Origin of the sequence: Bradyrhizobium sp. 149 (assembly GCF_023073915.1) — a bacterium.
Classification (GTDB): domain Bacteria; phylum Pseudomonadota; class Alphaproteobacteria; order Rhizobiales; family Xanthobacteraceae; genus Bradyrhizobium.
Map to the genome: position 1 here is coordinate 159,153 of NZ_JADPKK010000015.1, position 25,490 is coordinate 184,642.

The window sequence follows — 25,490 nt, forward strand, 5'->3', positions numbered from 1 at the left end:
GCCTGGGCCCGCCGCACGTCGGCGTACGTCTGGGAGACGTTGAAGTCGAATTCCGTCGCGCAGCGACGGCAGGCCGCCTCCGATCAGCACACATCATGCGGACGGCGCCTGACTGGAATCAGGACCATGTCATTCAAATTGCGACGCGCGCAGCGTCTTGGTGGAGCAAGCCTGCTCCTGCTCGGCGCCGCCACCTCGGCACTGGCCGAGGATAAGTCATCGACCGAGATCCCCGCCGTCACCGTCACGGCTCCGAGCCCCATCGTGCGCAGGGCGGTGGTGCCGACCCGCAACCCCGGCCGACCCACGCGAACCGCGCGGGCACGCAGCCACGAACGCACGGCGGACGCCACGCCGGCAGCCTCCACGCCGGCCGCACCTCAACAGGGCCTGCTGCCTGTTGTGACCAACCAGTTCGCGACGGTTACGGTGGTGACCAACGACGAGATCCGCCGTGAGGGCGGCGGTCAGCTCGGCGATCTCCTGTTCTCGAAGCCGGGCATCACCGGCTCGAGCTTCGCGCCGGGCGCCTCTAGCCGGCCGATTATCAGGGGACTCGACGTCAACCGCGTCGGCATTGTCGAGAACGGCACCAATTCCGGCGGCGCCTCCGACCTCGGCGAGGATCACTTCGTCCCGATCGACCCGCTGGCGACCAGCCAGGTCGAGGTGGTGCGCGGGCCGGCTGCGCTGCGTTACGGCTCGACCTCGATCGGCGGCGTCGTCAGCGCCACCAACAACCGGATTCCGGACGCGCTGCCGAACTGCGCTCCGTCGTTCTTGACCTACGGGATGCCGACCAAAGCGCCGCTCGCGAGCGCCGCGACGTCGCCTTGCGTCACGGCCGAAACGCGCAGCGCGTTCAGCTCGGTCGATCGCAGCGTCGAGAGCGGCGTGCTGCTCGACACCGGCGGCGGCAATTTTGCCTTCCATGCCGACGTCTACGGGCGCAACACCACGGACTACAGTATCCCTAGCTACCCGTATCTCGCCGACCAGACGCGGCTCGTCGCCAACGGGCGCCAGCCCAACTCGGCGACGCGTTCGGACGGCGCCTCGATCGGCGGCTCCTACTTTTTCCAGGGCGGCTATATCGGTGCGGCGATCACGCAGAACGACGCGCTCTACCATATCCCCGGCATCGACGGCGCCGACCACAACACGCGGATCGACGGTCACCAGACCAAGATCAACGTCAAGGGCGAGTACCACCCCGACGCTGCGGCGATCGACGTCGTTCGCTTCTGGGCCGGTGCGACCGACTACCGCCACAACGAGATCGGGCTTGCCGATCCCGCCGACCCCAACACCGACGGCGTGCGGCAGACTTTCACCAACAAGGAGCAGGAGATCCGCACCGAGGTGCAGCTGATGCCGTTCAACGCGCGCTTCGCCGAGGTGACGACGGCGCTGGGCTTCCAGGTCGGCCATCAGGAATTGAGCGCGCCGAGCCCGGACAATCCGGGCACGCTGTTCAACGGCCTGTGGGACCCGAACAACAGCACGCGCGTTGCTGCTTACGCCTTCAACGAGTTCAAGTTCACGGACGCGACGCGGGCGCAGATCGCCGGCCGCATCGAGCATGTCGAGCTGCACGGCACGACGCCGGATTTTCCCGCGGACTTCCTGCCCGACGGCACGCCGCAGGCGGCGATCTCGCGCAATCCGTCCTTCACGCCGAAGAGCGGCAGCATCGGCCTGTTGCAGGACCTGCCGGGCGGCATGGTTGGCAGCATCACCGCGCAATATGTCGAGCGCGCGCCCAAGGCGGCGGAGCTGTTCTCGCGCGGCGCGCACGATGCGACCGCGACCTTCGACATCGGCAACCCCAACCTCACTATCGAGACCGCAAAATCCGTCGAGGTCGGCCTGCGCAAGGCGACGGGGCCGTTCCGGTTCGAGGCGACCATCTACTACACGCACTTCAACAACTTCATCTATCGCCGTCTCACCGGCGTGATGTGCGACGACGATTTTGCCTCGTGCGGTGCACTAGGCGCGGAAGTGAACCAGGCGGTCTATTCGCAGCGGGATGCGAATTTCCGCGGCGGCGAATTCCAGTCGCAGCTCGAAATCGGCGCGCTCCAGGGCGGCATCTGGGGCATCGAGAACCAATTCGACGTGGTCCGCGCCACCTTCACCGACGGCACCAACGTGCCGCGCATTCCGCCGCTAAGACTGGGCGGCGGCGTGTTCTGGCGCGACGACAATTGGCTGATGCGAGTCAATTTGTTGCACGCCTTCGCGCAGAACAACATCGCCGTGATCGCGGAGACGCCGACGGCCGGTTACAACCTCTTGAAGGCCGAGGTCAGCTACAAGACCAGGCTCGACCGCAACTGGTTCGGTGCGCGCGAGATGATCGCCGGCCTCGTCGGCAACAATCTCCTCAACGAAAACATCCGCAACTCGGTCTCCTACACCAAGGACGAGGTGTTGATGCCCGGCATCGGCGTGCGGGCGTTTGCGAACTTCAAGTTCTAAACGGCTGCCTCCGCACCGTCGCCTCCGCACCGTCATTGCGAGGAGCGCTTGCGACGAAGCAATCCAGACTGCCTGTGCGGCAAGATTCTGGATTGCTTCGCTTCGCTCGCAATGACGGAGTATGAGGCGCGGTCACAGCTCTTTAACAGCGCCCTAGCCGACGGAGCGGAAGCGATGTCCGGAACACTGCATCCGCGACGTCGAAGCGCGGGACTGGCCTGAATTCATCGCGCTTTCGCTAGAGCGGCTGCTTCCGGGGCATGCTCTGCCGCCTCCCGAAACAGCACGGCAAACAACAGGGTCCACAATGTCAGGAGAGAAATGGGGATCGTGTAATATGGCGTCGCGATCGGATAGGTGAAGAAGAAGGCGAGGTTGAGCACCAGATTGCCCATCGTGAGCTGCGCGACGCGGCGAGTGCCATTCGCCTGCCGCAACAGCCAGATCGAGCCTGCAATTCCGATGACGATCAGCAAGGTCTGGAGCGGGTCGGCGAGATAGTCGCGGACCACTGCGAACGAAAAATCCAGCGGCCTGACATCGGGGTTGTTGCCGTAGGTCGACGCGAACGGACTGCCGGCGTTGACAACGGAAAAGACGATGGTCGGACTCACGCCGGCCAGCAAGGCGACGCCGAACAAGGCCCCCTGCAAGAACCGGGACATCGTCCGTTCCGCAAGGAACGCGACGAGGAGAAACATGCCATAGCCGGACGCCAGGAAGAGGTTGGCCAACCGGAAATCGACCGTCAATCCGAGCAGGAAGCCGATTGGCGCCAGTAGCCAGATCCCCTGTTGAGATTGCGGGCTCGCTAGCCATCGTGCCGTCAGACATCCTGCGAGCGCGCACACGACGACGGTCGGAGCCATCGAATAGCTCGCCTTGACCGGATTGACCATCAGGTAGATCGCAAGACAGCCGAACGTCCCGGCCATCAGCACCGACCTCATGCTGCGCGCGAGAGAAAGGGCAAATAGCGCAAAGCCGAGGACAACAATGGTCGCCAGCATGTACATGGGCACGACCTGGTGACCTGGCGGAAACAACGCCAACACGAGGCCGACACCTGGCGGGTATTGAATGACGACCTTGCCTGTGGCCGGCATCAGATTGTGACAGGGCGCGGCGGTCGTATCGGCCCAGTCCGGATAGCCGATCGCCTTCAGCTTTGCTTTTTGATAGCCATCGTCGTCGCGGGTGAGGTTGGTGTCGAAGCCCTCCACCAGCCCGAACCTCTGGAACAGATGCGCCTGTCGCAGGTAGCAGATGTCGTCATAAACGCCGCGATCCTCATTCCATCGCAGCATCGTCCAGAAATGGCCGACCAGCACCGCGAAAAACAGGACGGCGAAGACGGCTTTGCTGGTGTGGATCTTCTTCATGGGGATCATGATGCGGCAGGAGACGCCGGCGCTGCTTTAGCGGAATGCGAGATAGAGATTGGACGATAGCGGGCCGAGCGACAACCCGGTGTAGCCCACGGCCGCGGACTTGGGGTTGGAGGATTTGGCAACCAGCGCGGCGAGCCCCAGCAGCCGTTTTCGCGTCATCAGGATCAGGTTCTGCTCATCGGTCCATTCCGACTTGCCGGCGATCCTGCAGGCGATCCTGAAGGTGCCGTCCAGATAGTGCGCCAGCGGGATGGCGGTGTGGTGCTCGACCGGAAAGAACCTGTTGGGGACGGTGATGAACACCCGCCTCGCAACGCGGCAAAGCTCCTTGACCAGGAGCACCTGTTTTCCGTGGCTTCCGGCATGTTCAAGGACGGCATTGGAGGTCGCGACATCGAACGCATGGTCGTCGAACGGCAGCCGTGTATTCGGCTCGATCTGCACGTAGCGGCAAAGCGGAAATGCCGCCTTGAACCCTATTCCTTCGCCGAGCCCACAAGCCGTGATCTTGTGCTGATGTGGGTAGCTTCTTTCCAGCACGTTGGCGCCGTCGTTGATCACGTCGGACACGCCGACGTCCAGAATCTCGTCCGACGCAGACGGCTGCATCTGGGCGATGAAATCCCGGAATATGCGGTCGCGCGCCGCGATCAGCAGCTTTTCCGCCGTGCTCCCGGACGCCACTTCCCGGTAATATTGCTGATCGACCGGCACTGCCCTACCTTCATGTGAGCTTCGAAGCGATGGCGCGTCAGGTTCGCGTCTTGCTCCAGTCGGGACCGACCGGCCCGGATACGCCTTCGAACGCGCCCTCGACCAACTCGATGACGAGGAGCCGGCTGTAATCGACCGGGCCCGGCATCGTGACGCGTCCCTTCGGCACCGGCTTGAAGCCGACGCGGCCGTAATAGGGCTCGTCACCGACCAGCAGCACCAGGCGATGGCCCTGCGCCTTCGCGTCCTTCAGCGCGCGCTCGAGCAACAGCCGGCCGACACCGCGGCCGCGGAACGGAGGCTCGACCGTCAGAGGCCCAAGCAGCAGTGCCGGCGTGTCGCCCACGCAAACCGGCAATTGCCGCACGGATCCGACCAGCAACGTACCGACGCGGGCGGTGAAGGATAGATCGAGCAAATGATCCACATGCTCGCGGATGCGGTAGGCGCTGAGCACAAAGCGGCCGGGCCCGAAGGTACGCTCGTGCAGCCGCTCGATCGCCTGGGCATCGCCGGCGGCTTCCGACCGGATGGTGAGTGAGATATCGTTCATCGCGTCACAGCATCTTCAGGCGGGAGTCATCTTCAGGCGGGAGTCATCGGTTTGCGTCGAGAAAACGCGTCAGGCGGCGTCGGCGGGATATCATTTCGGAAGGCAACGGTCCATGGGATTGCGCCCGGTCCCAGAGGCAATTTCAGGTCCCGAGCGGTGGTTGGGACAGGTAGGCGAGCATCTTCATTTCCCGGCGGCCGCGCGTGACGGTGTCGAGCACGAGCCCCGACGAAGCCGAAAGCAGCGCCATGATCATCAGGCCCATGGAGAGCACGGCCGTCGGCAGCCGCGGTACGAGGCCGGTCTCGAGGAAGGTGATCACGACGGGCAGCCCGAAAGCGATCGACAGCAGCGCGAGGACGATGCCGATCGCCGAAAAGAAGCGCAGCGGCCGCTCCGACCGGTTGAGCTTCAGCATCGTGTTGAAGATGCGCAACCCATCCTGCCAGGTGTTGAGCTTGGAGAAGGAGCCTTCCGGGCGCGCGTAATAGGGCGTTTCGACCTCCGCGACCGGCAGCGACAATTCCAGCGCATAGACCGCAAACTCGGTCTCGATCTCGAAACCGCCGGACAGGACGGGGAAGGATTTGACGAAGCGGCGCGAGAACACGCGGTAACCGGACAGGATGTCCCTGAACGCATGGCCGAAGGTCGATGCCAGGAAACCGGTGAACAGCCGGTTGCCGAAGCGATGACCGCGCCGGTAGGCCTCTTGCGATTGATCGACACGCAGAGCCACAACCATATCCAGATGCTCATCGAGGAGTTGGTCGATCATGCGCGACGCGCTCGGCGCGTCGTAGGTCGCATCGCCATCGACGAGCACGTAGATGTCGGCCTCGATGTCCGCGAACATGCGGCGCACGACATGGCCTTTGCCCTGGCGACGTTCGCTGCGCACGATCGCTCCGGCCTCGCGCGCGATCGCCGCGGTACGGTCGGTCGAGTTGTTGTCGTACACGTAGATCTCGGCCGCGGGCAGTGCCTTGCGGAAATCGGCGACGACCGTCGCGACGGCGGCTTCCTCATTGTAGCAGGGAACCAGCACGGCGACCCGGAATGGCCATGACCTCGTCGATTCAGACAATCTTCAGCCCTCGTCCATGCGCCGCCTGCGGACGCGGCGATTTACTAGCACGAGCAGCCATTATCGCCACGTCGCAATCTGCGGCTTGCCGTCCAGCACTTCCGCGATCCGCAGCCGCGTGCCGGGCGTGGTCCCCTCGGGCAGCGCGGTGACCGCGAAGAATCCGCATTCGGCGATCTCGTGGTTGGGCGCGGGCAGGCGATCCTGCCTGAACTGCCTGACGACGTAGATCGCAACATGGTCGCGGCGGGAGACGTGGCTGTTGAGGAAGATGCCGTGCAGCACGGCCTCGCCGGAGAGATCGATATCACCCTCCTCCTTGAGCTCGCGCCGCATCGCCTGCTCCATGGTCTCGCCGAGATCGACGCCGCCGCCGGGTAGATACCAGCCGGCGACGTAGCTGTGCCGGACCAGGAACACCCTGTCCTCGGCATCCAGCACCACGGCGCGGACGCCGAGCGTCATGCCACGGACGAGCAGGAAATAAGCGTGGAAGATTCGCCGCAGCAGCGGCTCGAATGTCCGTCGGACGCTATTCAGACGATCCCCCATCAGGCTCCCTTGACGCTTTGCCTGAGGCTTGGCTTGCGCGTTGCCCGCGACCTTGCCATTACAGCGGACGAATAGCGAGGCAATCGCGCCCCATGGCTCCCTTCACGCTCGCCCATCTGTCCGACCCGCATCTGCCGCCGCTGCCGAAGCCGCGGCTGATCGAGCTCGCCGGCAAGCGCGCGTTCGGCTATGTCAACTGGACGCGCAACCGTCATAAGTACCAGCGCCGCGAGGTGCTCGACGCACTCGTCGCGGACGTGAAGGCGCAAGGTCCCGACCACATCGCGGTCACAGGCGATCTCGTCAACCTCGCTCTGGAAGCAGAGTTCGCGCCGGCGCGCGCCTGGCTCGACGGCGTCGGTCCACCCGACCGCGTCACCACGATTCCCGGCAATCACGACGCCTATGTCCGCGCCACCTTTCATCGCTTCGGCGAAACCTTCGCGCCCTATCTTGCGGGCGACGACGGCCGCATCGGCTTCCCGAGCGTGCGCCGGCGCGGGCCACTCGCGCTGATCAGCCTGTCCACGGCCGTGCCGACCGTGCCGTTGATGGCGACAGGCACCCTCGGACCCGATCAGCTGGCGTCCCTCGAAGAGGTGCTCGAACGGCTCGCGGCCGAGAACGTCTTCCGCGTGCTGCTGGTGCATCATCCGCTGAAGTCCGGCGCGCGCCACAAGCGGATGACCGACTCCGCCGCGCTGCTGGTGCTTCTGCAACGCCACGGCGTCGAGCTGATCCTGCACGGGCACGACCACATTCATTCGACGATGTGGTTCGAAGGCTCCAACGGCAACATTCCCGCGATCGGCGTGCCGTCGGCCTCCGCGCTCGCGCACGGGCACACTCCGGCCGCGGCCTACAATCTGCTCACCATCGAGAAGGACAATGCCGGCTGGCGTTGCGAGCAGACGGTGCGAAGCGTTAATCCCGGCTTGCAGGTTCGCCAGATCAAGCACGTGCGACTGATTTGAGCCCGCGCCGTCATTGCGAGCGAAGCGAAGCAATCCAGAGTCTCTCTGCGGGAAGATTCCTGGATTGCTTCGCTTCGCTCGCAAGGACGAGATAGTCTTCACCAGCTCCGCAGGGCGGCGAGCACGGCGACCCCGAACAGCGCCGCGGCGCCGAGCACAAATCCGAACACGAATGGCAAGACGCGCGAGCGGCGCGGCGGCGGCGCGACCTCGGGCTTCGGCTCGGGCGGGACCACCATCGCATGCTCGCGCTCGATCATGCGGCGGGCGACGTAATCAGTCACGGCCTCGACGATGACAGCGGTGTCGTGGGATTCGGCGAGCACGATGCGGCCGAAGCGGGTGTCCTGCACGAAGCGGTACATCCGCTTGTCGCGGCCCATCACGATGTGCGCGACGACGTCGATCCAGAGTCTCGGCGTATCGCCCTGGCTAATGCCGCGATCGAACAGGTCGATCTGATCGGGCACCTGCGCGAACAGGGGATCGAGCGAATCGTTGAGTATCTCCAGCCGCGCCACCTCGGCATCGCGCAAATCGACGACGACGCCGGTCCGGTCGGCGGCCTCGATCCGCGCCCGCAACAGTGCATCGCGCAACCGCACCGGGCGCGGCTGGCCGGGATGGATCCCGCTGCTTTCGGGCTCTGACATTGTCGGCCTCGTCCTCACTTGGCCGGATTAACCTATCAGCAACCAAAGTGTCCGCAAAGGCCCTACAATTCCAGTTACTTACGGTGCCCACAACTCCTTCACCTGTGCCAAAAACAGACGGTCCCACCCGGCTTGCGCCGGATGGGACCATCCGTCCTTGGACGTCTTCTTAGTTCAGATTGTCAGGCCGAGACCCGCGACGGCTCTTCCACGATCGAGAAGCGGACGCCGGCCTTGTGGCGGTTCTCTTCCGAGACCGAGCGCCAGGCGTCCTCGGCCTCCTTGCGGGTCTTGAACGGACCCTGCACCTGGGCCGAACCTTCCACGAGCTTGTGGAAGTTCATCGAACCGAACTCGCCGCCGATCACCCAGAAATTGCTGTTGGTCATTGTCAGTCTCCTGTCGATTAGCGTGATGCGTTAGCCGAACTGGTTCATCGTGTTGTGGGCGCCGCCCGCCTTCAGGGCAGCCTCGCCGGCGAAGTATTCCTTGTGGTCGTCGCCGATGTCGGAGCCGGCCATGTTCTGATGCTTGGCGCAGGCGATACCCTGACGGATCTCGGCGCGCTGGACGTTCTTGACATAGCCGAGCATGCCCTGGTCGCCGAAATACTCCTTCGCCAGATTGTCGGTCGAGAGCGCCGCCGTGTGGTAGGTCGGCAACGTGATCAGGTGGTGGAAGATGCCGGCACGCTTGGCTGAATCCGCCTGGAAGGTGCGGATGCGCTCGTCGGCTTCCTTCGCCAGCGGCGTATCGTCGTATTCCGGCTTCATCAGCTCGGCACGATTGTACTTGCTGACGTCCTTGCCGGCTTCCTTCATCGCGTCGTAGACCTGCCAACGGAAGTTGAGCGTCCAGTTGAACGAGGGCGAGTTGTTGTAGGCCAGCTTGGCGTTCGGAACCACCTTGCGGATCCGATCGACCATCTTGGCGATCTGCTCGATATGCGGCTTCTCGGTTTCGATCCAGAGCAGGTCGGCGCCGTTCTGCAGGGAGGTAATGCAGTCCAGCACGCAGCGGTCTTCGCCGGTGCCCGGGCGGAACTGATAGAGATTGGAGGGCAGCCGCTTCGGACGCAGCATCTTGCCGTTGCGGTTGATGATCACGTCGCCGTTGCGAGCGTTCTCCGCCGTCACTTCCTCGCAATCCAGGAAGCTGTTGTACTGATCACCGAGGTCGCCCGGCTTGTGGCTGACCGCGATCTGCTGCGTCAGGCCGGCGCCGAGAGAGTCGGTGCGGGTCACGACGATGCCGTCTTCGACGCCGAGCTCGAGGAAGGCGTGGCGGCAGGCCCGGATCTTGGCCAGGAACACCTCGTGCGGCACGGTGACCTTGCCGTCCTGATGACCGCACTGCTTCTCGTCCGAAACCTGGTTCTCGATCTGGAGCGCGCAGGCACCCGCCTCGATCATCTTCTTGGCGAGCAGATAGGTCGCCTCCGCATTGCCGAAGCCCGCGTCGATATCGGCGATGACGGGCACGACATGGGTCTGGAAGTTGTCGATCTTCTCGATCAACTCCTTCTCCCTGACCTTGTCGCCCTCCTTGCGTGCCTTATCGAGGCTGCGGAAGATATCGTTCAGCTCGCGCGAGTCGGCCTGACGCAGGAAGGTGTAGAGCTCTTCGATCAGTGCCGGCACCGAGGTCTTCTCGTGCATCGACTGGTCGGGCAGCGGGCCGAACTCGGAGCGCAGCGCCGCGATCATCCAGCCGGACAGGTACAGATAGGTGCGATCGGTCTTGCCGAAGTGCTTCTTGACCGAGATCAGCTTCTGCTGGGCGATGAAGCCGTGCCAGCAGCCCAGCGACTGGGTGTACTTGGTGGGGTCGCCCTCATAAGCGGCCATGTCGGCCCGCATCAGCGCCGCAGTGTAGCGGGCGACGTCGAGGCCGGTCTTGAAGCGGTTCTGCAGGCGCATGCGTGCGACGGCCTCGGCCGACACCCCGTTCCAGGTCGGCTGGGTCTTGAGGAGCGACTGGGCCGCCTCGAGCTCGCTCTGATACGAGGCCGGGCCCTGGAGGGTGCTGATGCCGCGGGGCTGGTAGTTCATGTGCCTATCCTTTCGCTGACGATGACAACCGGCCATCGACATTCTTGACAATGCATTGCGAGATGCGTGTCAGAAGCTAAACGCGAGAAAGCAAAGCTCGTACAGAGGGCTTGTACTTGAATGGTGATGTCATGTAACATAGGTACATGTAATCGATGTAACTTTGTAAATATTGTAAATAACACGTCAGCGAACCTGCCGTTGATCCTCTGGAGACCTGAGAATGCCCGCCGGTTCCAGCAAAAAGCTCTTCGTCGGTCCGCGCTTCCGGCGGATCCGGCAGCAGTTGGGGCTGTCGCAAACCCAGATCGCCGAGGGGCTCGGGATCTCGCCGAGCTATGTCAACCTGATCGAGCGCAACCAGCGCCCGGTGACCGCGCAGATCCTGCTGCGGCTGGCCGAGACCTACGATCTCGACCTGCGCGACCTCGCGACTGCCGACGAGGACCGCTTCTTCGCCGAGCTCAACGAGATTTTCTCCGACCCGCTGTTCCGCCAGATCGACGTTCCCAAGCAGGAGCTGCGCGATCTCGCCGAGCTTTGCCCCGGCGTCACCCATGCGCTGCAACGGCTCTATGCCGCCTATACCGAGGCCCGCGAGGGCGAGACGCTGGCCGCGGCACAAATGGCCGACCGCGACGTCGGCACCCGCTATGAGGCCAATCCGGTCGAGCGCGTCCGCGAGCTGATCGAGGCCAACCGCAACTATTTTCCGGAACTCGAGCAGGCCGCGGAGACTCTGCGCGACGAACTGAACGTGCCGGCCGAAGAGCTTTATGCGGCGCTCGCGGCACGACTGCGCGAAAAGCATTCGATCCAGACCCGCATCATGCCGGTGGACGTGATGCGCGAGACGCTGCGGCGCTTCGACCGCCACCGCCGCCAGCTCCTGATCTCCGAGCTGGTCGACCCGCCCGGCCGCGCGTTCCAGCTTGCCTTCCAGCTCGGCCTGGTTGAAGGCGCACAGCATCTGGAGACCATCATCGGTCGCGCCGGCCCGCTCGACGACACACCGCGCCGCCTGTTCCGTATCACGCTCGGCAACTACTTTGCGGCGGCCGTGATGATGCCTTACCCGGCTTTCCTGGCCGCGGCGGAAGCGCTGAATTACGACATCCATCTGCTGGCGCAGCGATTCAATTCCGGCTTCGAGCAGGTCTGCCATCGGCTCACCACCTTGCAGCGGCCGAACGCGCGCGGCATCCCGTTCTTCCTGCTTCGCGTCGACAACGCCGGCAACGTGTCCAAGCGGTTTTCATCGGGCACGTTCCCGTTCTCGAAATTCGGCGGCACCTGTCCCTTGTGGAACGTGCACTCCACCTTCGACACGCCGGATCGCCTGCTGAAGCAGGTGATCGAGCTGCCCGACGGCACGCGCTATTTCTCGATCGCGCAGATGGTGCGCCGCCCCGTTGCGCCGCACCCGCTGCCGCAGCCGCGCTTCGCCATCGGCCTCGGCTGCGAGATCCGTCACGCCGCGCGCCTCGTCTACGCGGCCGGCATGGATCTGGAGAAGGCGGAGGGCACGCCGATCGGCGTCAACTGCCGCCTCTGCGAGCGCGAAAACTGCGCCCAGCGTGCCGAGCCGCCAATCACGCGCACGCTGATCCTGGACGAGACGACGCGGCGCGTGAGCTCATTTGCTTTTTCGAATGCGCGGGAGCTGTGAGGCGACACATCTACCTCCTCGTCATTGCGAGCGAAGCGAAGCAATCCAGACTGTCTCCGCAGTGACAGCCTGGATTGCTTCGTCGCTCCGCTCCTCGCAATGACGAAGGCTTCACGCCAGCGTATGCACGATCACCGGCCCTGCGGCGGCGCGGGCGTCGCCTGCAAGCAGCGAGCCGAGATCCTTCTCGATCCAGGCGATCGCACGCCGGTTCGCCTCCTCCGCCTGCTCAAACTTGTCAAAGATCGAAATCGCCGTGACCGTGTCGTCGCCGGCATAGACGACGTAATAGGCGCGGAAGCCGTCGACGTCGCTGATGATCGGAACGGCGCCGTCCTTGATGCGGCGCGCCAGCTCTTCGGCGCTCCCGCTTTTCGCTTTGGCCTGACGGATGGCGGCATACATGGCTTCCTCCTACCGGCTGTCTTGATCTACGGGCCTGGTGCCCGCACCGCATGCTACGCCGAACCGTGCGGGCGATCCACGCTTGGTTAACCCGGCACTAATCCACCTCCGCGATCTGCAACCAACGGTTAAGCACGCCTCAACATCGGTGCCTTAGTCTCGCCCCACTCACTTTTCGCAAACAACGATGGCCTAGTCTGCCGCGTCAAGTGACATCAGGGGGTTCATCATGCGCATTGCGCTGCTGCTGACCGCGACCATTGTCGGCGCGTTCATGGCCAATCCATCCAATGCCGGACCGCTCGATGCCGCCACCGGGGCAGCACAGGCGTTGCCGCCGGGCTTCCAGAGCTACCGCGGCTACATGTTCGACATCTCGGAGAATTCCGACCGCAAGGATGTCGACAAGCTTACCGAGAATCTGAAGAGCCAGATCGACGTGGTCGAGGCTGCCGGCCTCTCGCCGCGCGTCCTGCGCTTCTTCCGCACCGTCCCGATCATCGCCAGCGAACTCGCCTGCCTCGACGAAGGCGCCGCGACTGCCTGCTACGGGCGGGTCACCCCGAACGTCGAGCGCCCCGTGCCGCGGACCCTCACCGTCTGGGACCACGCCACGCAGCGCTGGACCAATCCCAATGCCGTCGACCTCGCAGTCGATTCGGGCCTCGGCGTGATCATGCTGCGGCCGGACATGATGCGTTACGAAAAGGAAGCCGTGCTGCTGCACGAACTCCTGCACGCCTATCACGCGCGGCTGCTGCCGGACGGCTACGCCAACAAGGGCGTGATCGGCTATTACGCCTATGCCAAATCCAAGGACCTCCTGCCCAAGGAGGCCTATGCGATGAAGAATCACATGGAGTTCTTTGCGGTGACCGCCAGCATCTTCCTGGCCGGGAAGAGCGAATTCCACGACCCGAAGTCGCGCGAGACGCTCAAGGAGAAATTGCCGGATTATTACAAATATCTGGTCGGCGTGTTCGGCTTCGACCCCGATCCGGCAGCGTCGAGCGGCCCGGTCGCCTCGCTGAAGTAAGGCAGACATGGCGCGCGTGCGCTGAACACAATAACGGCCGCGTCAACAACGCGGCCCTGTTTTTTCGAGCTGGAGAATGGGCGATCGCAGTGTCCGCAATCCTTGCTCAGGCCGCGTGACAGACAGCACAGTCGTGCGAGGACGTATCGGGCATCGTCGGGGTCATGAGCTGCATCGGGCAGCCTCAAGTGGAAAAATGCCATCATGACAAAGCTCACCTTCTCCGCCATCGCCGCCCTCATCGCCGTCACGACGCTCGTCGGCTCCGCCCAGATCTCCCCCGCTGCTGCCGGTAGCCTGGACTGGCTCGGTAACGACAATTACGTGCGCTGCCTGAAATATGTCAGCTCGCTCGCCCATGGCGATGCCGCTGCCTACGACCGCGGCCGCAGGACCTGCAATCGGCAATACTACCCCGGCCATCCCGGCTACGATTACTGAACGGCCGGGACGGACTGGGCAAAGAGCCGCGCGAGCAGCGCGGCTTTTTTGTTTTGGCAGCCGGAAGCTGCGGATGACGCGCGGCCGGGAATTGCCAAGGCGGGGCCCGATCTGCATAGTCCCGCCGCATCGATACTGTTTTCGAAGAGGATAGAACAACATGGCGGACGCCGACCTGGATGTCGTGATCCGGCAACTGGCCAGACAGCTGCATACGGGCCTGATAACCCGCGCCAAGGAGCGGCGGGATCGCTTCAACGGCCTCGCGGCCAAGGCCAAGGGCAAGGAGACCGGCGACCGCTTCAAGATGATGGCCAAGGCCACCATGGAGCAGGCCATTGCCGCCGCCAAGCGCCTGCAGATGTCCGCCGACAACGTCGCCGACAGCTACGCCCGGTCGATGCGGATCGCCGCCAGCACGCCTGTCGCGGACAAGGTGGAGAAGAAGGCCGCGAAGGAAAAGCCGGTGAAGAAGGCGAAGAAGGCCAAAGCCAAGAAGTAGGCGCGCACTTTCTTCCTTCTCCCCTTGTGGGAGAAGGTGGCGCGAAGCGCCGGATGAGGGGTTGTTTCCGCGAATTCAACTGCAGCAGGCTCACGCGCGGAGAGATACCCCTCACCCGTCTCGCCGCTTCGCGGCGAGCCACCCTCTCCCACAAGGGGAGAGGGTTGCAGCGGCGCACGCAGCTCTAGATATCTCTACCGCCCTGGCGCGGCGAGCCGGGTCGGCTCGGCCCTTGCCAGTTCGGCGAGTTTTGCGCGCGCCGCATCGCGGGTGCGGGCATCCTTGCCGGCGGGCAGCGCCAACGCGGCCTCGAAATCGGCGCGCGCCTCATTCGCCTGGCCGCGGGCGAGGAATGCGAGGCCACGGTCGAGCCGAGCCTGCGCATCCGAGGGGGCGAGGCGGATTGCGGTGTTGTAGCTCAGGATGGCGCGATCGAGATCGCTGGTGGCGGCGAGCGCGAGACCGCGCTGGTGATAGGGCGCGGCCTGTTTGGGATCATGCGCGATCGCCTCGTCGTAATCCTCGATGGCGAGTTCGAGGTCGCCATTCTGCCGGCGCGCCAGCGCCCGATCGCGATAGAGCGAGGCGCGGTTGGGATTGAGGTGGATGGCCTCGTCGAAATCGGCGATGGCCCGCCGCCAGTCGCCATGGCGCAGCGCGATCCGCCCGCGTCCCTCATAGGCAAACGCGATCAGCGAGCCGCGCAGCGGGGAGAAGCCGATCACCGCCGAGCAGATGTCGGGATCGTCCTCGTCCCCGCAATTCACGACCATGTGCGTGGACAGGCCAATCAGCACGCCCAGGACGATCAGCAATGGTACCGCAGCTCTGGTCATCTTCCGCCGTGGCAGGCGGAGGGCCGGCCACGCATCCCCTTTCGAAGGAACAGTCTCGCCCGGGTGTTACCAGCAGACGCGAGAGCCCTGTGTGCGCCAGATCACAAAGCCTGGCGCAATTTCAAGCCAGTCCCATCAGCCCCAAGGGCCGCGCGAGGACGAGCGGCCCCACGGGCTCCGCGGCGGATAGTTCTCGTTGGCGCCGACCGACGGCGACGCATGCGCGCCGAGCTCGGCTGCGAGCTGCTGAAGCGCCGCGATGCGATTCTGCGTCGAGGGATGGGTGGCGAACAGATTGTCCACGCCGTGGCCCGACAGCGGATTGATGATGAACATGTGCGCGGTGGCGGGATTTCGTTCCGCCCCATAATTGGGGACCTGATGCGCGGCGCCCTCGATCTTGACCAGCGCCGATGCCAGCCACATCGGCTGACCGGCGATGCGTGCGCCGAGATTGTCAGCGGCGTATTCGCGCGTACGACTGATCGCCATCTGCACCAGCATGGCCCCGATCGGGGCAAGGATCATCATCAGGATCGAGCTGACGATGCCCGGGCCGTTGTTGTCGCGATTGCCGCCGAAGAACATGCCGAACTGCGCCAGCATCGAGATCGCACCGGCGATCGTCGCGGTAACAGTCATCAGCAGCGTGTCGTGGTGCTTGATATGGGCGAGCTCGTGCGCGATCACGCCGGCGAGCTCCTCCCGGCTGAGCTGGCGCATCAACCCGGTGGTGACCGCAACCGCGGCATTCTCGGGATTGCGCCCGGTCGCAAACGCGTTGGGCTGCGGCTCGTCCATCAGGAACACGCGCGGCATCGGCAAGCCGGCGCGGCCCGCAAGCTCGGCGACGAGCCCGACCAGCTCCGGTGCGCTGCTGCGGTCGACCTCATGGGCGCCGTACATGCTGAGCACCATGCGGTCGGAGTTCCAGTAGGTGAAGAGATTGGTCGCGGCGGCAATGACGAGCGCGATCATGGCGCCGCCAGCACCGCCGATCAGATAGCCGACACCCATGAACAGGGCGGTCAGGCCTGCAAGCAGCATTGCGGTACGAAGATAGTTCATGGTCCTCTCCCGAGGCCGGCCGTTGCCGCTGGGGGCGTTGCAGGCCGGCGAGCATGAGGTAGGGATGACCCCGGTCCCGGCGCAAGGTTTCCAGGTGCGTCGCGGGGCCGCGCCTATTGACCGAGCCAGGGCCCCGAGGGCACGATCGAAACCATGCACTTCGAGATTCTCGGCGAGATTACCGAGATCGAAACCTTCGCCAGCGGCTCCGGCATCCGCGAGGTCGCCCGGCTGCGGCGAATCTATGGGCGAGGACGTTGGCGAAAGCGCAAGGGCATTGCCCGAGTGCGATTATCCGATGGCTCTACCCAGCTCGCTGAGATACATTGGTACGAGGCTGCCGGCATCGGCCGCAAGGAATTCAAGCTCAAGAGCCTGCTCTGAAAATCATGACGAAGTCGCGAAGCAAGCAACTGGTGATCTGTGTGGACAACGAGGGCTACGCGGCCTCTCTCGAGAAGCGCAAGATCTACGAGTCGCTGCGCGACCCCGCGGCCGACAAGCATGGCATGCTGCGCATCATCGACGAGTCAGGCGAAGATTATTTGTATCCGAAGACATTGTTCCGCTCCATCGCGTTGCCACTCGCCGTCAAGCGTGCCGTATTAGCGGCCTAGCGCTTATCCGCCCAGTACCAGAGATATCGATGCCGATGAACTGCCTTGGTTCTCGCCTTGCGGTCGCAACGATCGCGGCCGCCGCTCTGCTCACGCTCGCCCTTCCCGCCTCCGCCCAGTTCGCGCCGCCGTCCGCAAAACCCGCGGCCCCCAAGGCCACTGCGCCCTCGCCGCGCGCGGCGTCGTGCCACAATGGCGCGAACTTCGATCGATTTCTGGCCGACGTGAAGCAACAGGCGGTTGCCGCCGGCGTGTCGCAGCGGACCATCGCGGAGGCTTCACCCTACCTCGTGTACGACCAGGGTATCGTCAACCGCGACCGCGGCCAGCGCGTGTTCGGCCAGCTCTTCACCGAATTTGCTGGCCGCATGGCCGCGCCCTATCGCATGCAGAACGGCCAGCAGCACATCAAGCAACATGCGGCCGCGTTTGCGCGTGCGGAAAAGGAATACGGCGTGCCGCCGGCGGTGATCGCCGCGTTCTGGGGACTGGAGAGCGATTTCGGCGTCAACATGGGCAATCTGCCGACACTGAAATCGCTGGTGTCGCTGGCCTATGATTGCCGCCGCTCGGAGATGTTCGTGAACGAGACCATCGCGGCGCTGAAGATCATCGACCGCGGTGACTTGCATCCCGACGAAATGGTCGGCTCCTGGGCCGGAGAGCTCGGCCAGACCCAGTTCCTGCCCGTGCATTACGTCAACTACGCGGTCGACTATGACGGCGACGGGCGACGCGATCTCCTCCGCAGCGAGGACGACGTGATCGGCTCGACCGCGAACTACATCGCCAACGGATTGAAGTGGCGGCGCGGTGAGCCGTGGCTGGAAGAAATCAAGGTGCCGCAAAACCTGCCGTGGGATCAGACCGATCTCACGGTGCAGCAGCCACGCTCGAAATGGGCACAGCTCGGCGTGACCTATCCCGACGGCAGGCCGCTGCCGAACGACAATCTCGCGGCCTCCGTGCTGCTGCCGATGGGACGCTTTGGTCCGGCCTTCATGGCGTACCCGAATTTCGCGGCCTACACCGAGTGGAATAACTCGCTGATCTATTCGACCACCGCGGGCTATCTCGCCACCCGCATCGCAGGCGCGGCTCCGATGCGAAAGCCGTCCACACCCGTCGCGCAACTGCCGTTCAACGAACTCAAGCAATTGCAGCAGCTTCTGGTCCAGGCGGGCTTCAATGTCGGCAAGGTCGACGGTGTGCTGGGCCAGCAGAGCCGCGCCGCGGTGAAGGCGATGCAGATCAAATACGGTCTGCCGGCCGATTCCTGGCCGACCGCCGAGCTGCTCGCCCGGATGCGCGGCGGCACGGCGCAGGCCCAGCCGGCGGGGACGATCCGGTAGAATTTTTGCACTGCACAAGCCGCTTCCGCGATTGTATTTTTCCATGACGTTCCCATGTGAGTGGCTCAGGCTTCTCCTGAGATTCCCCACCACAGAGCGAGCATCACATGTCCTTCCACGACGCCGTCGTCCCCGCCTATTTGCAAATACTGAACAGCCTGACCGGCCTGCTCACGAAAGCCGAGGCGCATTGTGCGGCCAAGAAGGTCGATCCCGCCGTCCTGCTGGGCTCGCGCCTGTTTCCGGACATGCTGCCGCTCTCGAAGCAGATCCAGCTCGTCAGCGACTTCGCAGCCAAGGGCTGCGCCCGGCTGACCCATAGCGAAGTGCCCTCCACATCAGACACCGAAACCAGCTTTGCCGAATTGAAGCAGCGGCTCGCCAAGACCATCGACTATGTGAAATCCTTCAAGCCCGAGCAGTTCGAGGGCGCCGACACCAGGGACGTCACCTTCCCGGCCGGCCCCGACAAGTCCATCACCATGAAGGGCCAGCAATTCCTGAGCGCGTTCTCGCTGCCGAACTTCTATTTCCACGCCGCGACCGCCCATGGTCTTCTGCGCCACGCCGGCGTCGAGATCGGCAAGCGCGATTTCCTCGGCGCGAACTAAAGTCCGATCATTCCAGCGGCCGCGGCAGGAGATTGAATCTGCTGCCGTGGCTGAAATTGCGCACGCTTTATGCTGCGCGGCTTCGCTGCGCATCTCGCCTGCAGTTTCCGTATGGCTCCTCCCTTGCGCTGATTGCCCCGATGCACAAGTGTTCCGGACCTCTCATTGTCTGGAAGCATTCCCATGAGCCGTTCGACCAAATTGTTTGAGACCTACAAGCTCGGCCCGATCACGCTGGCGAACCGTTTCGTGATGGCGCCACTGACGCGTAACCGCGCCGTTCCCGGCACGTTCGTACCGGGTTCGCTTGCGGCAGACTATTATGGCCAGCGTGCTTCCGCAGGCCTCCTGATCACCGAAGCAAGCCAGGTCTCGCAGCAGGGTCAAGGCTATCAGGACACCCCCGGCATCTACTCCAAGGACCAGGTCGCCGGGTGGCGCAAGGTCACCGATCAAGTGCACCAGCGCGGCGGCAAGGTCTTCATCCAGCTCTGGCATGTCGGCCGCATCTCGCACGTCGACCTTCAGGCCAATGGCGCGGCCCCGGTGGCGCCGAGCGCGATCCGCGCCAAGGGCAAGACCTTCGTCAACGGCACTTTCGCCGACGTCTCCGAGCCCCGCGCGCTCGAGCTCTCCGAAATCCCAGGGATTATCGACGACTTCAAGCGCGCCACGAAGAACGCACTCGAGGCCGGCTTCGACGGCGTCGAGATCCACGGCGCCAACGGCTATCTGCTCGAGCAGTTCGCCAAGGACGGCACCAACAAGCGCACCGATGCCTATGGCGGCTCGATCGAGAACCGCGCGCGGCTGATGCTGGAAGTCTCCAAGGCCGTCGTCGCCGAAGCGGGCGCCGACCGCACGGGCATCCGCATCTCGCCGGTGACGCCGGCCAACGACATCTCGGATTCGAACCCGCAGGCCTTGTACGACCATATCGTCGACGGTCTCGGCGCGCTGAAGCTCGTCTATCTCCATGTGGTCGAAGGCGCCACCGGCGGTCCGCGCGACATCGCGCCATTCGACTATGCGGGTCTGCGCAAGCGCTTCCCCGGCGCCTACATCGCCAACAACGGCTATGATTTCGATCTCGCCGCCAAGGTGCTGGACGCGAACGCGGCCGATCTCATCGCCTTCGGCAAGCCGTTCATCTCCAACCCTGATCTGGTCGAGCGGCTGAAGCAGGGCGCGGCGCTGAACGATTGGGACAAGACCACGTTCTACGGCGGTGGCGCGAAGGGATACACCGACTACCCGACGCTGGAGACGGCCGAGGCGGCGGAGTAGGTCTTCTCCCTCGCCCCGTTCTTACGGGGAGAGGGTTGGGGTGAGGGGCCGCCTCCGCGAAAGTAGTGACAATGGAATTCGCGGAGAGCTCCCCTCACCCGATCGCTTCGCGATCGACCTCTCCCCAAGCGGGCGAGGTAAGAAAGAAAAAGGCCGGGATTGCTCCCGGCCTTTCGTCGTTATGTTGATGTGCCTTACTGCAGCGAAGCCCGCTTCGGGGGCTGTGCCGGCCACGACTTGATCAGGGTGTCGTAGTCGACCGTCTCGCCCTTCGGCTTCTCGTTGGCGAGCTTGCGCTGGGGAGCAATCGTGCCGTCCTTCTGGGCCTTGGCGAACCAGTACTCGGCCGTCTCCTTCTTGTGCAGCTTCGGACCGCAGGCGCCCTGCACGCCCGACTTCTCCAGACGCTCCATCACGGAGTCCTGGGCGGCGGCAAGCGAGTCCATCGCGGCTTGCGGCGTTTTCGCACCGGACGACGCATCGCCGATGTTCTGCCACCACAGCTGCGCCAGCTTCGGATAGTCGGGCACGTTGTTGCCGGTCGGGGTCCACTGCACGCGCGCGGGCGAACGGTAGAACTCGACAAGGCCGCCGAGCTTCGGCGCACGCTCGGTGAACGACTTGTCCCAGATGTCGGACTCACGGATGAATGTGAGACCGACATGGCTCTTCTTCAGCGACACCGTCTTGGAGACGATGAACTGGAGATAGAGCCAGGCTGCCTTGCGGCGATCGGCCGGGGTCGACTTCAGAAGCGTCGCGGAGCCGGCGTCCTGGTAGCCGAGCTTCATGCCTTCCTTCCAGTACGAACCGTGCGGCGACGGAGCCATACGCCATTTCGGCGTACCGTCCGCGTTCATCACGGCGATGCCCGGCTTCACCATGTCGGCGGTGAAGGCGGTGTACCAGAACATCTGCTGGGCGATGTTGCCCTGCGCCGGCACCGGACCCGACTCGGAGAAGGTCATGCCCTGCGCCTGCGGCGGAGCATACTTCTTCATCCACTCGAGGTACTTCGTGATCGAGTAGACCGCGGCCGGACCGTTGGTGTCGCCACCACGCTCGACCGAGGAGCCCACCGGACGGCAGCCTTCCATGCGGATGCCCCATTCGTCGACCGGCAGACCGTTCGGGATGCCCTTGTCGCCGTTACCGGCCATCGACAGCCAGGCGTCGGTGAAACGCCAGCCGAGCGACGGGTCCTTCTTGCCATAGTCCATATGGCCATAGACCTTGACGCCGTTGATCTCCTTGATGTCGTTGGTGAAGAACTCGGCGATGTCTTCATAGGCCGACCAGTTCACGGGAACGCCGAGCTCGTAGCCATACTTGGCCTTGAACTTGGCCTTGTAGTCGGCGTTGGTGAACCAGTCATAGCGGAACCAGTAGAGGTTCGCGAACTGCTGGTCGGGCAGCTGATAGAGCTTGCCGTCCGGCGCGGTGCCAAACGACTTGCCGATGAAGTCGTTGACGTCGAGCATGGGGTCGGTGACGTCCTTGCCCTCGCCGGTCATGTAGTCCGACAGCGCGATGGTCTGGCCGTAGCGGAAGTGGGTGCCGATCAGGTCGGAATCGTTGATCCAGCCGTCGTACACGTTCTTGCCGGACTGCATCTGGGTCTGCAGCTTCTCGACGACGTCACCTTCCTGGATGATGTCGTGCTTGAGCTTGATGCCGGTGAGTTCGGAGAACGCCTTCGCCAGCGTCTGCGATTCGTATTCGTGGGTCGTGATGGTCTCGGAGACGACGTTGATCTCCATGCCCTTGAAGGGCTCGGCGGCCTTGGCGAACCACTCCAGCTCCTTCTTCTGGTCTTCCTTCGACAGCGTCGAGGGCTGGAATTCCGCGATCCACTTCTGGATCGCGGCGTCGTCGGCGGCGCGAACCGGCGCCGAGACGGCCAACGACACCGCGATGATGGCGGCGACGCTGGACATCGTCAGAAAACTATTCTTGGTCAATGGACGTTCCCTTCTCCTAAACTGCCGCATGTTGTTCCTCCGTTGCAGCGACAAACTTCTACAGGCCCGGGTTGGTCCCGGATCTGGCCGTTCCTTCGCGGGCTAGACCGTGCGGAAAATGAGTACGGCCGTGGCCAGCGAAATTCCTGATGCGATCCAAAGGCGCGAAATTTCAAGTCCGTCCTCGCCGATCGGCAGCGTGGCGAGGGCATCGGTGCCGGCGAAGGCGATCCAGAGCAAGTGGATGACCGCCGCCGTGATCAGGGAGATGAACAGACGGTCGCCGCGCGTCGTCGGGATGCGCAGCACGCCGACGCGCTCGGCTTCGGGATAGGCCACCCCGAGCCAGGTCATTACGGCAAGCGTGCAGGCGAGCGCGACAAAGAAGATCGCCGTCGGCGGCGTCCAGGCCATCCATGCAATAGCTTCCATTGATGCCCCCTACACCCGACCGAGCGCAAAGCCGCTCGCGATATAATTGCGGACGAACCAGATCACGAGCGCGCCCGGGATGATCGTAAGCACGCCGGCCGCAGCTAGCAGGCCCCAGTCCATGCCCGCCGCCGACACCGTGCGCGTCATGATCGCGGCGATCGGCTTGGCCTGCACCGACGTCAGCGTGCGCGCGAGCAGCAGTTCGACCCAGGAGAACATGAAGCAGAAGAAGGCGGCGACGCCGATGCCGCTCGCGATCAGCGGCACCAGGATTTTGATGAAGAAGCGCGGGAAGGAGTAGCCGTCGAGGAAGGCGGTCTCGTCGATCTCGCGCGGCACGCCGGAAACGAAGCCTTCCAGGATCCACACCGCCAGCGGGACGTTGAAGATGCAGTGCGCGAGCGCGACCGCCCAGGGCGTATCGAACAGCCCGATCGCCGAATAGAGGTTAAAGAACGGAAGTGCATAGACCGCGGCCGGCGCCATGCGGTTCGACAGCAGCCAGAAGAACAGATGCTTGTCGCCGAGGAAGCGGTAGCGCGAGAACGCATAAGCCGCCGGCAGCGCCACCGAGATCGAGATGATGGTGTTGAGGACGACGTATTCCAGCGAGTTGATATAGCCGGAATACCAGCTCTCGTCGGTGAAGATGCGCTTGTAGTGCTGCAGTGTCGGCGCGTGCGGCCACAGCGTCATCGTCGAGACGATCTCGGCGTTGGTCTTGAAGCTCATGTTGACGAGCCAGTAGATCGGCAACAGCAGGAAGATCAAGAACAGCGCCATGATGAGACGGCGGCCGGGAATCGAATGCATCACGCGGCTCCTTCCTGCGGCTTCCGCTCGGCGCCGGCATTGGTCATGACGGTGTAGAAGATCCAGCAGACGATCAGGATGATAAGATTGTAGACCAGCGACAGTGCGGCGGCCTTGCCGAGGTCGAACTGGCCAAGCGCGATCTTGACCAGCTCGATCGACACGAAGGTCGTCGAGTTGCCGGGGCCGCCACCTGTCACCACGAACGGTTCGGTGTAGATCATGAACGAGTCCATGAAGCGCAGCAGCACCGCGATCAGCAGCACCCGGTTCATCTTCGGCAACTGGATCGCCTTGAACACCGCCCAGCGCGAGGCGCCGTCGATCTGGGCGGCCTGGTAATAGGCCTCCGGGATCGACTTCAGGCCGGCATAGCACAACAGCGCGACCAGGCTGGTCCAGTGCCAGACGTCCATCACGATGACGGTGACCCAGGCGTCGATGTCGTTGGAGACGTAATTGTAGTCGAGGCCGATATGATTGAGGACATAGCCGAGCAGGCCAATGTCCGGCCGGCCAAAGATCTGCCAGATCGTGCCGACCACGTTCCACGGGATCAGCAGCGGCAGCGCGAGGATGACAAGACTGGCCGCAACCGTCCAGCCCTGGCGCGGCATCGATAGCGCGACCAGGATGCCGAGCGGCACCTCGATCGCGAGGATGACAAGCGAGAAGAACAGATTGCGGCCGAGCGAGGCCAGGAAGCGGCCGCCGAGGTCGGTCGAGGGATCGAGCAGCTCCTTGAACCAGCCGACGCCGTTCCAGAAGAACTGGTTGTTGCCGAAGGTGTCCTGCATCGAGTAGTTCACCACCGTCATCAGCGGCAGCACTGCCGAGAAGGCGACGACCAGGAACACCGGCAGCACCAGGAACCAGGCTTTTTGGTTGATGGTCTTGTCCATCAGGCAGCTCCCTCCACCAGAAGGCTGTCGGCATAGACGTGGACGTGCGACGGATCGAATTTCAAGCCGGCCGTGCCGTCCGGGCTGGTGAAACCGGCCGGCGCGCGCGCCGCGAGTTTTGCGTCCCCGAGCCGCGCACGCGCGAAGCGGATGCGGCCGAGATCGTCGATCCGTTCGATCTTGGCGCTGAGCAGGCCGGGCGCAGGCGCAACGGCGTCGACGAATTCGGGGCGCACCCCGATTTCAATCTTGGCGCCGATTGGCAGCTTGTCGTAGCTCCGGTTGAGGGCAATGACGTAGCCACCGATGCGCGCCTCGCGGCCCCTCACCTCGGCCGGAATGATGTTCATGCCGGGCGAGCCGATGAAATAGCCCACAAAAGTGTGCGCCGGCTTGTCGAACAGCTCGGCCGGCGTGCCGCTCTGCACCACGCGGCCGTCATGCATGACCACGACGGTATCCGCAAAGGTCAGCGCCTCGGTCTGGTCGTGGGTGACGTAGATCATCGTGAGGTCGAGCTCGCGATGCAGCGCCTTCAGCTTGGAGCGGAGCTGCCATTTCAGCTCGGGGTCGATCACGGTCAGGGGTTCGTCGAACAGCACGGCGGCAACGTCCGAGCGCACCAGGCCGCGGCCGAGCGAGATCTTCTGCTTGGCATCGGCCGTGAGCCGCGTCGCCTTGCGGTTCAGATAGGGCTCGAGGTCGAGCAGGCGGCCGATCTCGGCGACGCGCTTGTCGATCTCGGCTTTCGGGACGCCGCGGTTCTTCAGAGGAAACGCCAGATTCTGCCCCACCGTCATGGTGTCGTAGATCACCGGAAATTGGAACACCTGGGCGATGTTGCGCTTCTGGGTTGACAGCGGTGTGATGTCCTCGCCGTCGAACAGGATTTTCCCCCGCGACGGCGTGATGATGCCGGAGATGACATTAAGCAGCGTGGTCTTGCCGCAGCCGGACGGCCCGAGCAGCGCGTAAGCGCCGCCCTGCCGCCAAGTCATGGTGACCGGCTTCAGTGCAAAGCTGTCCTGCGGCGCATCATTGCCGCCGTAGGAGTGCGCGAGATCGACGAGGTCAATGCGGGCCATGTCGCATCTCC

Annotated in this window: 27 protein-coding genes; 11 read left to right on the plus strand and 16 right to left on the minus strand. The window is 63.9% G+C overall.

The genetic code is table 11. The features are described from left to right. Positions 1–126: 126 nt before the first annotated feature. Positions 127–2,484, plus strand: coding sequence for a TonB-dependent receptor (locus IVA88_RS09765; RefSeq protein ID WP_247497078.1), 2,358 nt, complete (start codon positions 127–129; stop codon positions 2,482–2,484). 224 nt (positions 2,485–2,708) lie between these two features. Here IVA88_RS09765 and IVA88_RS09770 read toward each other — a convergent pair whose 3' ends face one another. The 5 genes from IVA88_RS09770 to IVA88_RS09790 form a co-directional block, all read right to left on the minus strand. Continuing rightward, positions 2,709–3,866: a hypothetical protein gene (locus IVA88_RS09770; RefSeq protein WP_247497079.1), complete on the minus strand. Its 1,158-nt coding sequence runs from the start codon at positions 3,864–3,866 to the stop codon at positions 2,709–2,711. 36 nt (positions 3,867–3,902) lie between these two features. Further along, a complete protein-coding gene (locus IVA88_RS09775) occupies positions 3,903–4,589 on the minus strand; it encodes a class I SAM-dependent methyltransferase (RefSeq protein WP_247497080.1) in 687 nt (228 codons plus the stop codon). Between the two features lie 37 nt (positions 4,590–4,626). Continuing rightward, positions 4,627–5,142 carry an N-acetyltransferase gene (locus tag IVA88_RS09780; protein WP_247497081.1) on the minus strand — a complete coding sequence of 172 codons (516 nt, stop codon included), beginning with the start codon at positions 5,140–5,142 and terminating at the stop codon, positions 4,627–4,629. Between the two features lie 142 nt (positions 5,143–5,284). After that, positions 5,285–6,229, minus strand: a complete 945-nt coding sequence (locus IVA88_RS09785; RefSeq protein WP_247497082.1) for a glycosyltransferase family 2 protein — start codon at positions 6,227–6,229, stop codon at positions 5,285–5,287. Between the two features lie 60 nt (positions 6,230–6,289). Beyond that, positions 6,290–6,781, minus strand: coding sequence for an NUDIX domain-containing protein (locus tag IVA88_RS09790; RefSeq protein WP_247497083.1), 492 nt, complete (start codon positions 6,779–6,781; stop codon positions 6,290–6,292). A 92-nt stretch (positions 6,782–6,873) separates the two neighbouring features. Here IVA88_RS09790 and IVA88_RS09795 point away from each other — a divergent pair, with 92 nt between their 5' ends. Then, positions 6,874–7,755 (plus strand): metallophosphoesterase, encoded by an 882-nt coding sequence (locus IVA88_RS09795; RefSeq protein ID WP_247497084.1) that lies wholly within the window; start codon positions 6,874–6,876, stop codon positions 7,753–7,755. Positions 7,756–7,853: 98 nt separating this feature from the next. On the opposite strand, the gene IVA88_RS09800 is transcribed toward IVA88_RS09795, so the two are convergent. The 3 genes from IVA88_RS09800 to IVA88_RS09810 form a co-directional block, all read right to left on the minus strand. Then, a complete protein-coding gene (locus IVA88_RS09800) occupies positions 7,854–8,408 on the minus strand; it encodes a hypothetical protein (protein ID WP_247497085.1) in 555 nt (184 codons plus the stop codon). A gap of 182 nt (positions 8,409–8,590) precedes the next feature. After that, positions 8,591–8,797 carry a hypothetical protein gene (locus tag IVA88_RS09805; RefSeq protein ID WP_007595122.1) on the minus strand — a complete coding sequence of 69 codons (207 nt, stop codon included), beginning with the start codon at positions 8,795–8,797 and terminating at the stop codon, positions 8,591–8,593. A gap of 30 nt (positions 8,798–8,827) precedes the next feature. Then, entirely contained in the window at positions 8,828–10,459 is a 1,632-nt protein-coding gene (locus IVA88_RS09810) for an isocitrate lyase (protein ID WP_247497086.1), read from the minus strand. 223 nt (positions 10,460–10,682) lie between these two features. On the opposite strand from IVA88_RS09810, the gene IVA88_RS09815 reads away from it, so the two are divergent. After that, positions 10,683–12,128 (plus strand): XRE family transcriptional regulator, encoded by a 1,446-nt coding sequence (locus IVA88_RS09815; protein ID WP_247497087.1) that lies wholly within the window; start codon positions 10,683–10,685, stop codon positions 12,126–12,128. A 111-nt stretch (positions 12,129–12,239) separates the two neighbouring features. Here IVA88_RS09815 and IVA88_RS09820 read toward each other — a convergent pair whose 3' ends face one another. Then, positions 12,240–12,533: an antibiotic biosynthesis monooxygenase gene (locus tag IVA88_RS09820; protein WP_211386962.1), complete on the minus strand. Its 294-nt coding sequence runs from the start codon at positions 12,531–12,533 to the stop codon at positions 12,240–12,242. Between the two features lie 229 nt (positions 12,534–12,762). Here IVA88_RS09820 and IVA88_RS09825 point away from each other — a divergent pair, with 229 nt between their 5' ends. The 3 genes from IVA88_RS09825 to IVA88_RS09835 all read left to right on the plus strand — a co-directional run bounded on the left by IVA88_RS09825 (position 12,763) and on the right by IVA88_RS09835 (position 14,512). After that, positions 12,763–13,569 (plus strand): hypothetical protein, encoded by an 807-nt coding sequence (locus IVA88_RS09825; RefSeq protein ID WP_247497088.1) that lies wholly within the window; start codon positions 12,763–12,765, stop codon positions 13,567–13,569. Positions 13,570–13,773: 204 nt separating this feature from the next. Beyond that, positions 13,774–14,010: a hypothetical protein gene (locus IVA88_RS09830; RefSeq protein ID WP_247497089.1), complete on the plus strand. Its 237-nt coding sequence runs from the start codon at positions 13,774–13,776 to the stop codon at positions 14,008–14,010. Between the two features lie 160 nt (positions 14,011–14,170). Next, positions 14,171–14,512: a hypothetical protein gene (locus IVA88_RS09835; protein ID WP_247497090.1), complete on the plus strand. Its 342-nt coding sequence runs from the start codon at positions 14,171–14,173 to the stop codon at positions 14,510–14,512. Positions 14,513–14,706: 194 nt separating this feature from the next. Here the strand turns inward: IVA88_RS09835 and IVA88_RS09840 are convergent, their stop codons facing one another. Together IVA88_RS09840 and htpX are read right to left on the minus strand one after the other, a co-directional pair. Continuing rightward, on the minus strand, positions 14,707–15,348 hold the full coding sequence (locus IVA88_RS09840) for a tetratricopeptide repeat protein (RefSeq protein ID WP_247497091.1): 642 nt from the start codon (positions 15,346–15,348) through the stop codon (positions 14,707–14,709). Positions 15,349–15,483: 135 nt separating this feature from the next. Then, positions 15,484–16,416 (minus strand): zinc metalloprotease HtpX, encoded by a 933-nt coding sequence (gene htpX / locus IVA88_RS09845; protein WP_247497092.1) that lies wholly within the window; start codon positions 16,414–16,416, stop codon positions 15,484–15,486. A gap of 153 nt (positions 16,417–16,569) precedes the next feature. On the opposite strand from htpX, the gene IVA88_RS09850 reads away from it, so the two are divergent. The 5 genes from IVA88_RS09850 to IVA88_RS09870 all read left to right on the plus strand — a co-directional run bounded on the left by IVA88_RS09850 (position 16,570) and on the right by IVA88_RS09870 (position 20,283). Next, positions 16,570–16,800 (plus strand): hypothetical protein, encoded by a 231-nt coding sequence (locus IVA88_RS09850; protein WP_247497093.1) that lies wholly within the window; start codon positions 16,570–16,572, stop codon positions 16,798–16,800. Between the two features lie 5 nt (positions 16,801–16,805). Then, positions 16,806–17,033, plus strand: a complete 228-nt coding sequence (locus tag IVA88_RS09855; protein ID WP_247497094.1) for a hypothetical protein — start codon at positions 16,806–16,808, stop codon at positions 17,031–17,033. Between the two features lie 29 nt (positions 17,034–17,062). Then, the gene (locus IVA88_RS09860) at positions 17,063–18,385 is read left to right on the plus strand and encodes a lytic murein transglycosylase (protein WP_247497095.1); all 1,323 of its coding nucleotides are present in this window, start codon (positions 17,063–17,065) and stop codon (positions 18,383–18,385) included. Positions 18,386–18,492: 107 nt separating this feature from the next. Continuing rightward, the gene (locus IVA88_RS09865) at positions 18,493–18,996 is read left to right on the plus strand and encodes a DUF1993 domain-containing protein (protein ID WP_247497096.1); all 504 of its coding nucleotides are present in this window, start codon (positions 18,493–18,495) and stop codon (positions 18,994–18,996) included. 183 nt (positions 18,997–19,179) lie between these two features. Beyond that, complete coding sequence (locus tag IVA88_RS09870) at positions 19,180–20,283, plus strand: alkene reductase (protein ID WP_247497097.1); 1,104 nt, start codon at positions 19,180–19,182, stop codon at positions 20,281–20,283. Between the two features lie 194 nt (positions 20,284–20,477). Here IVA88_RS09870 and IVA88_RS09875 read toward each other — a convergent pair whose 3' ends face one another. The 5 genes from IVA88_RS09875 to IVA88_RS09895 all read right to left on the minus strand — a co-directional run bounded on the left by IVA88_RS09875 (position 20,478) and on the right by IVA88_RS09895 (position 25,479). Then, positions 20,478–22,220, minus strand: a complete 1,743-nt coding sequence (locus IVA88_RS09875; protein WP_247497156.1) for an ABC transporter substrate-binding protein — start codon at positions 22,218–22,220, stop codon at positions 20,478–20,480. 126 nt (positions 22,221–22,346) lie between these two features. Further along, positions 22,347–22,676 (minus strand): DUF2160 domain-containing protein, encoded by a 330-nt coding sequence (locus IVA88_RS09880; RefSeq protein WP_027568539.1) that lies wholly within the window; start codon positions 22,674–22,676, stop codon positions 22,347–22,349. Positions 22,677–22,685: 9 nt separating this feature from the next. After that, positions 22,686–23,492 carry a carbohydrate ABC transporter permease gene (locus IVA88_RS09885; protein ID WP_007606994.1) on the minus strand — a complete coding sequence of 269 codons (807 nt, stop codon included), beginning with the start codon at positions 23,490–23,492 and terminating at the stop codon, positions 22,686–22,688. After that, on the minus strand, positions 23,492–24,394 hold the full coding sequence (locus IVA88_RS09890; RefSeq protein WP_247497098.1) for a sugar ABC transporter permease: 903 nt from the start codon (positions 24,392–24,394) through the stop codon (positions 23,492–23,494). The genes IVA88_RS09885 and IVA88_RS09890 overlap by 1 nt, the downstream gene beginning before the upstream one ends. Further along, positions 24,394–25,479 (minus strand): ABC transporter ATP-binding protein, encoded by a 1,086-nt coding sequence (locus tag IVA88_RS09895; RefSeq protein WP_247497099.1) that lies wholly within the window; start codon positions 25,477–25,479, stop codon positions 24,394–24,396. The genes IVA88_RS09890 and IVA88_RS09895 overlap by 1 nt, the downstream gene beginning before the upstream one ends. Between the last annotated feature and the right edge of the window lie 11 nt (positions 25,480–25,490).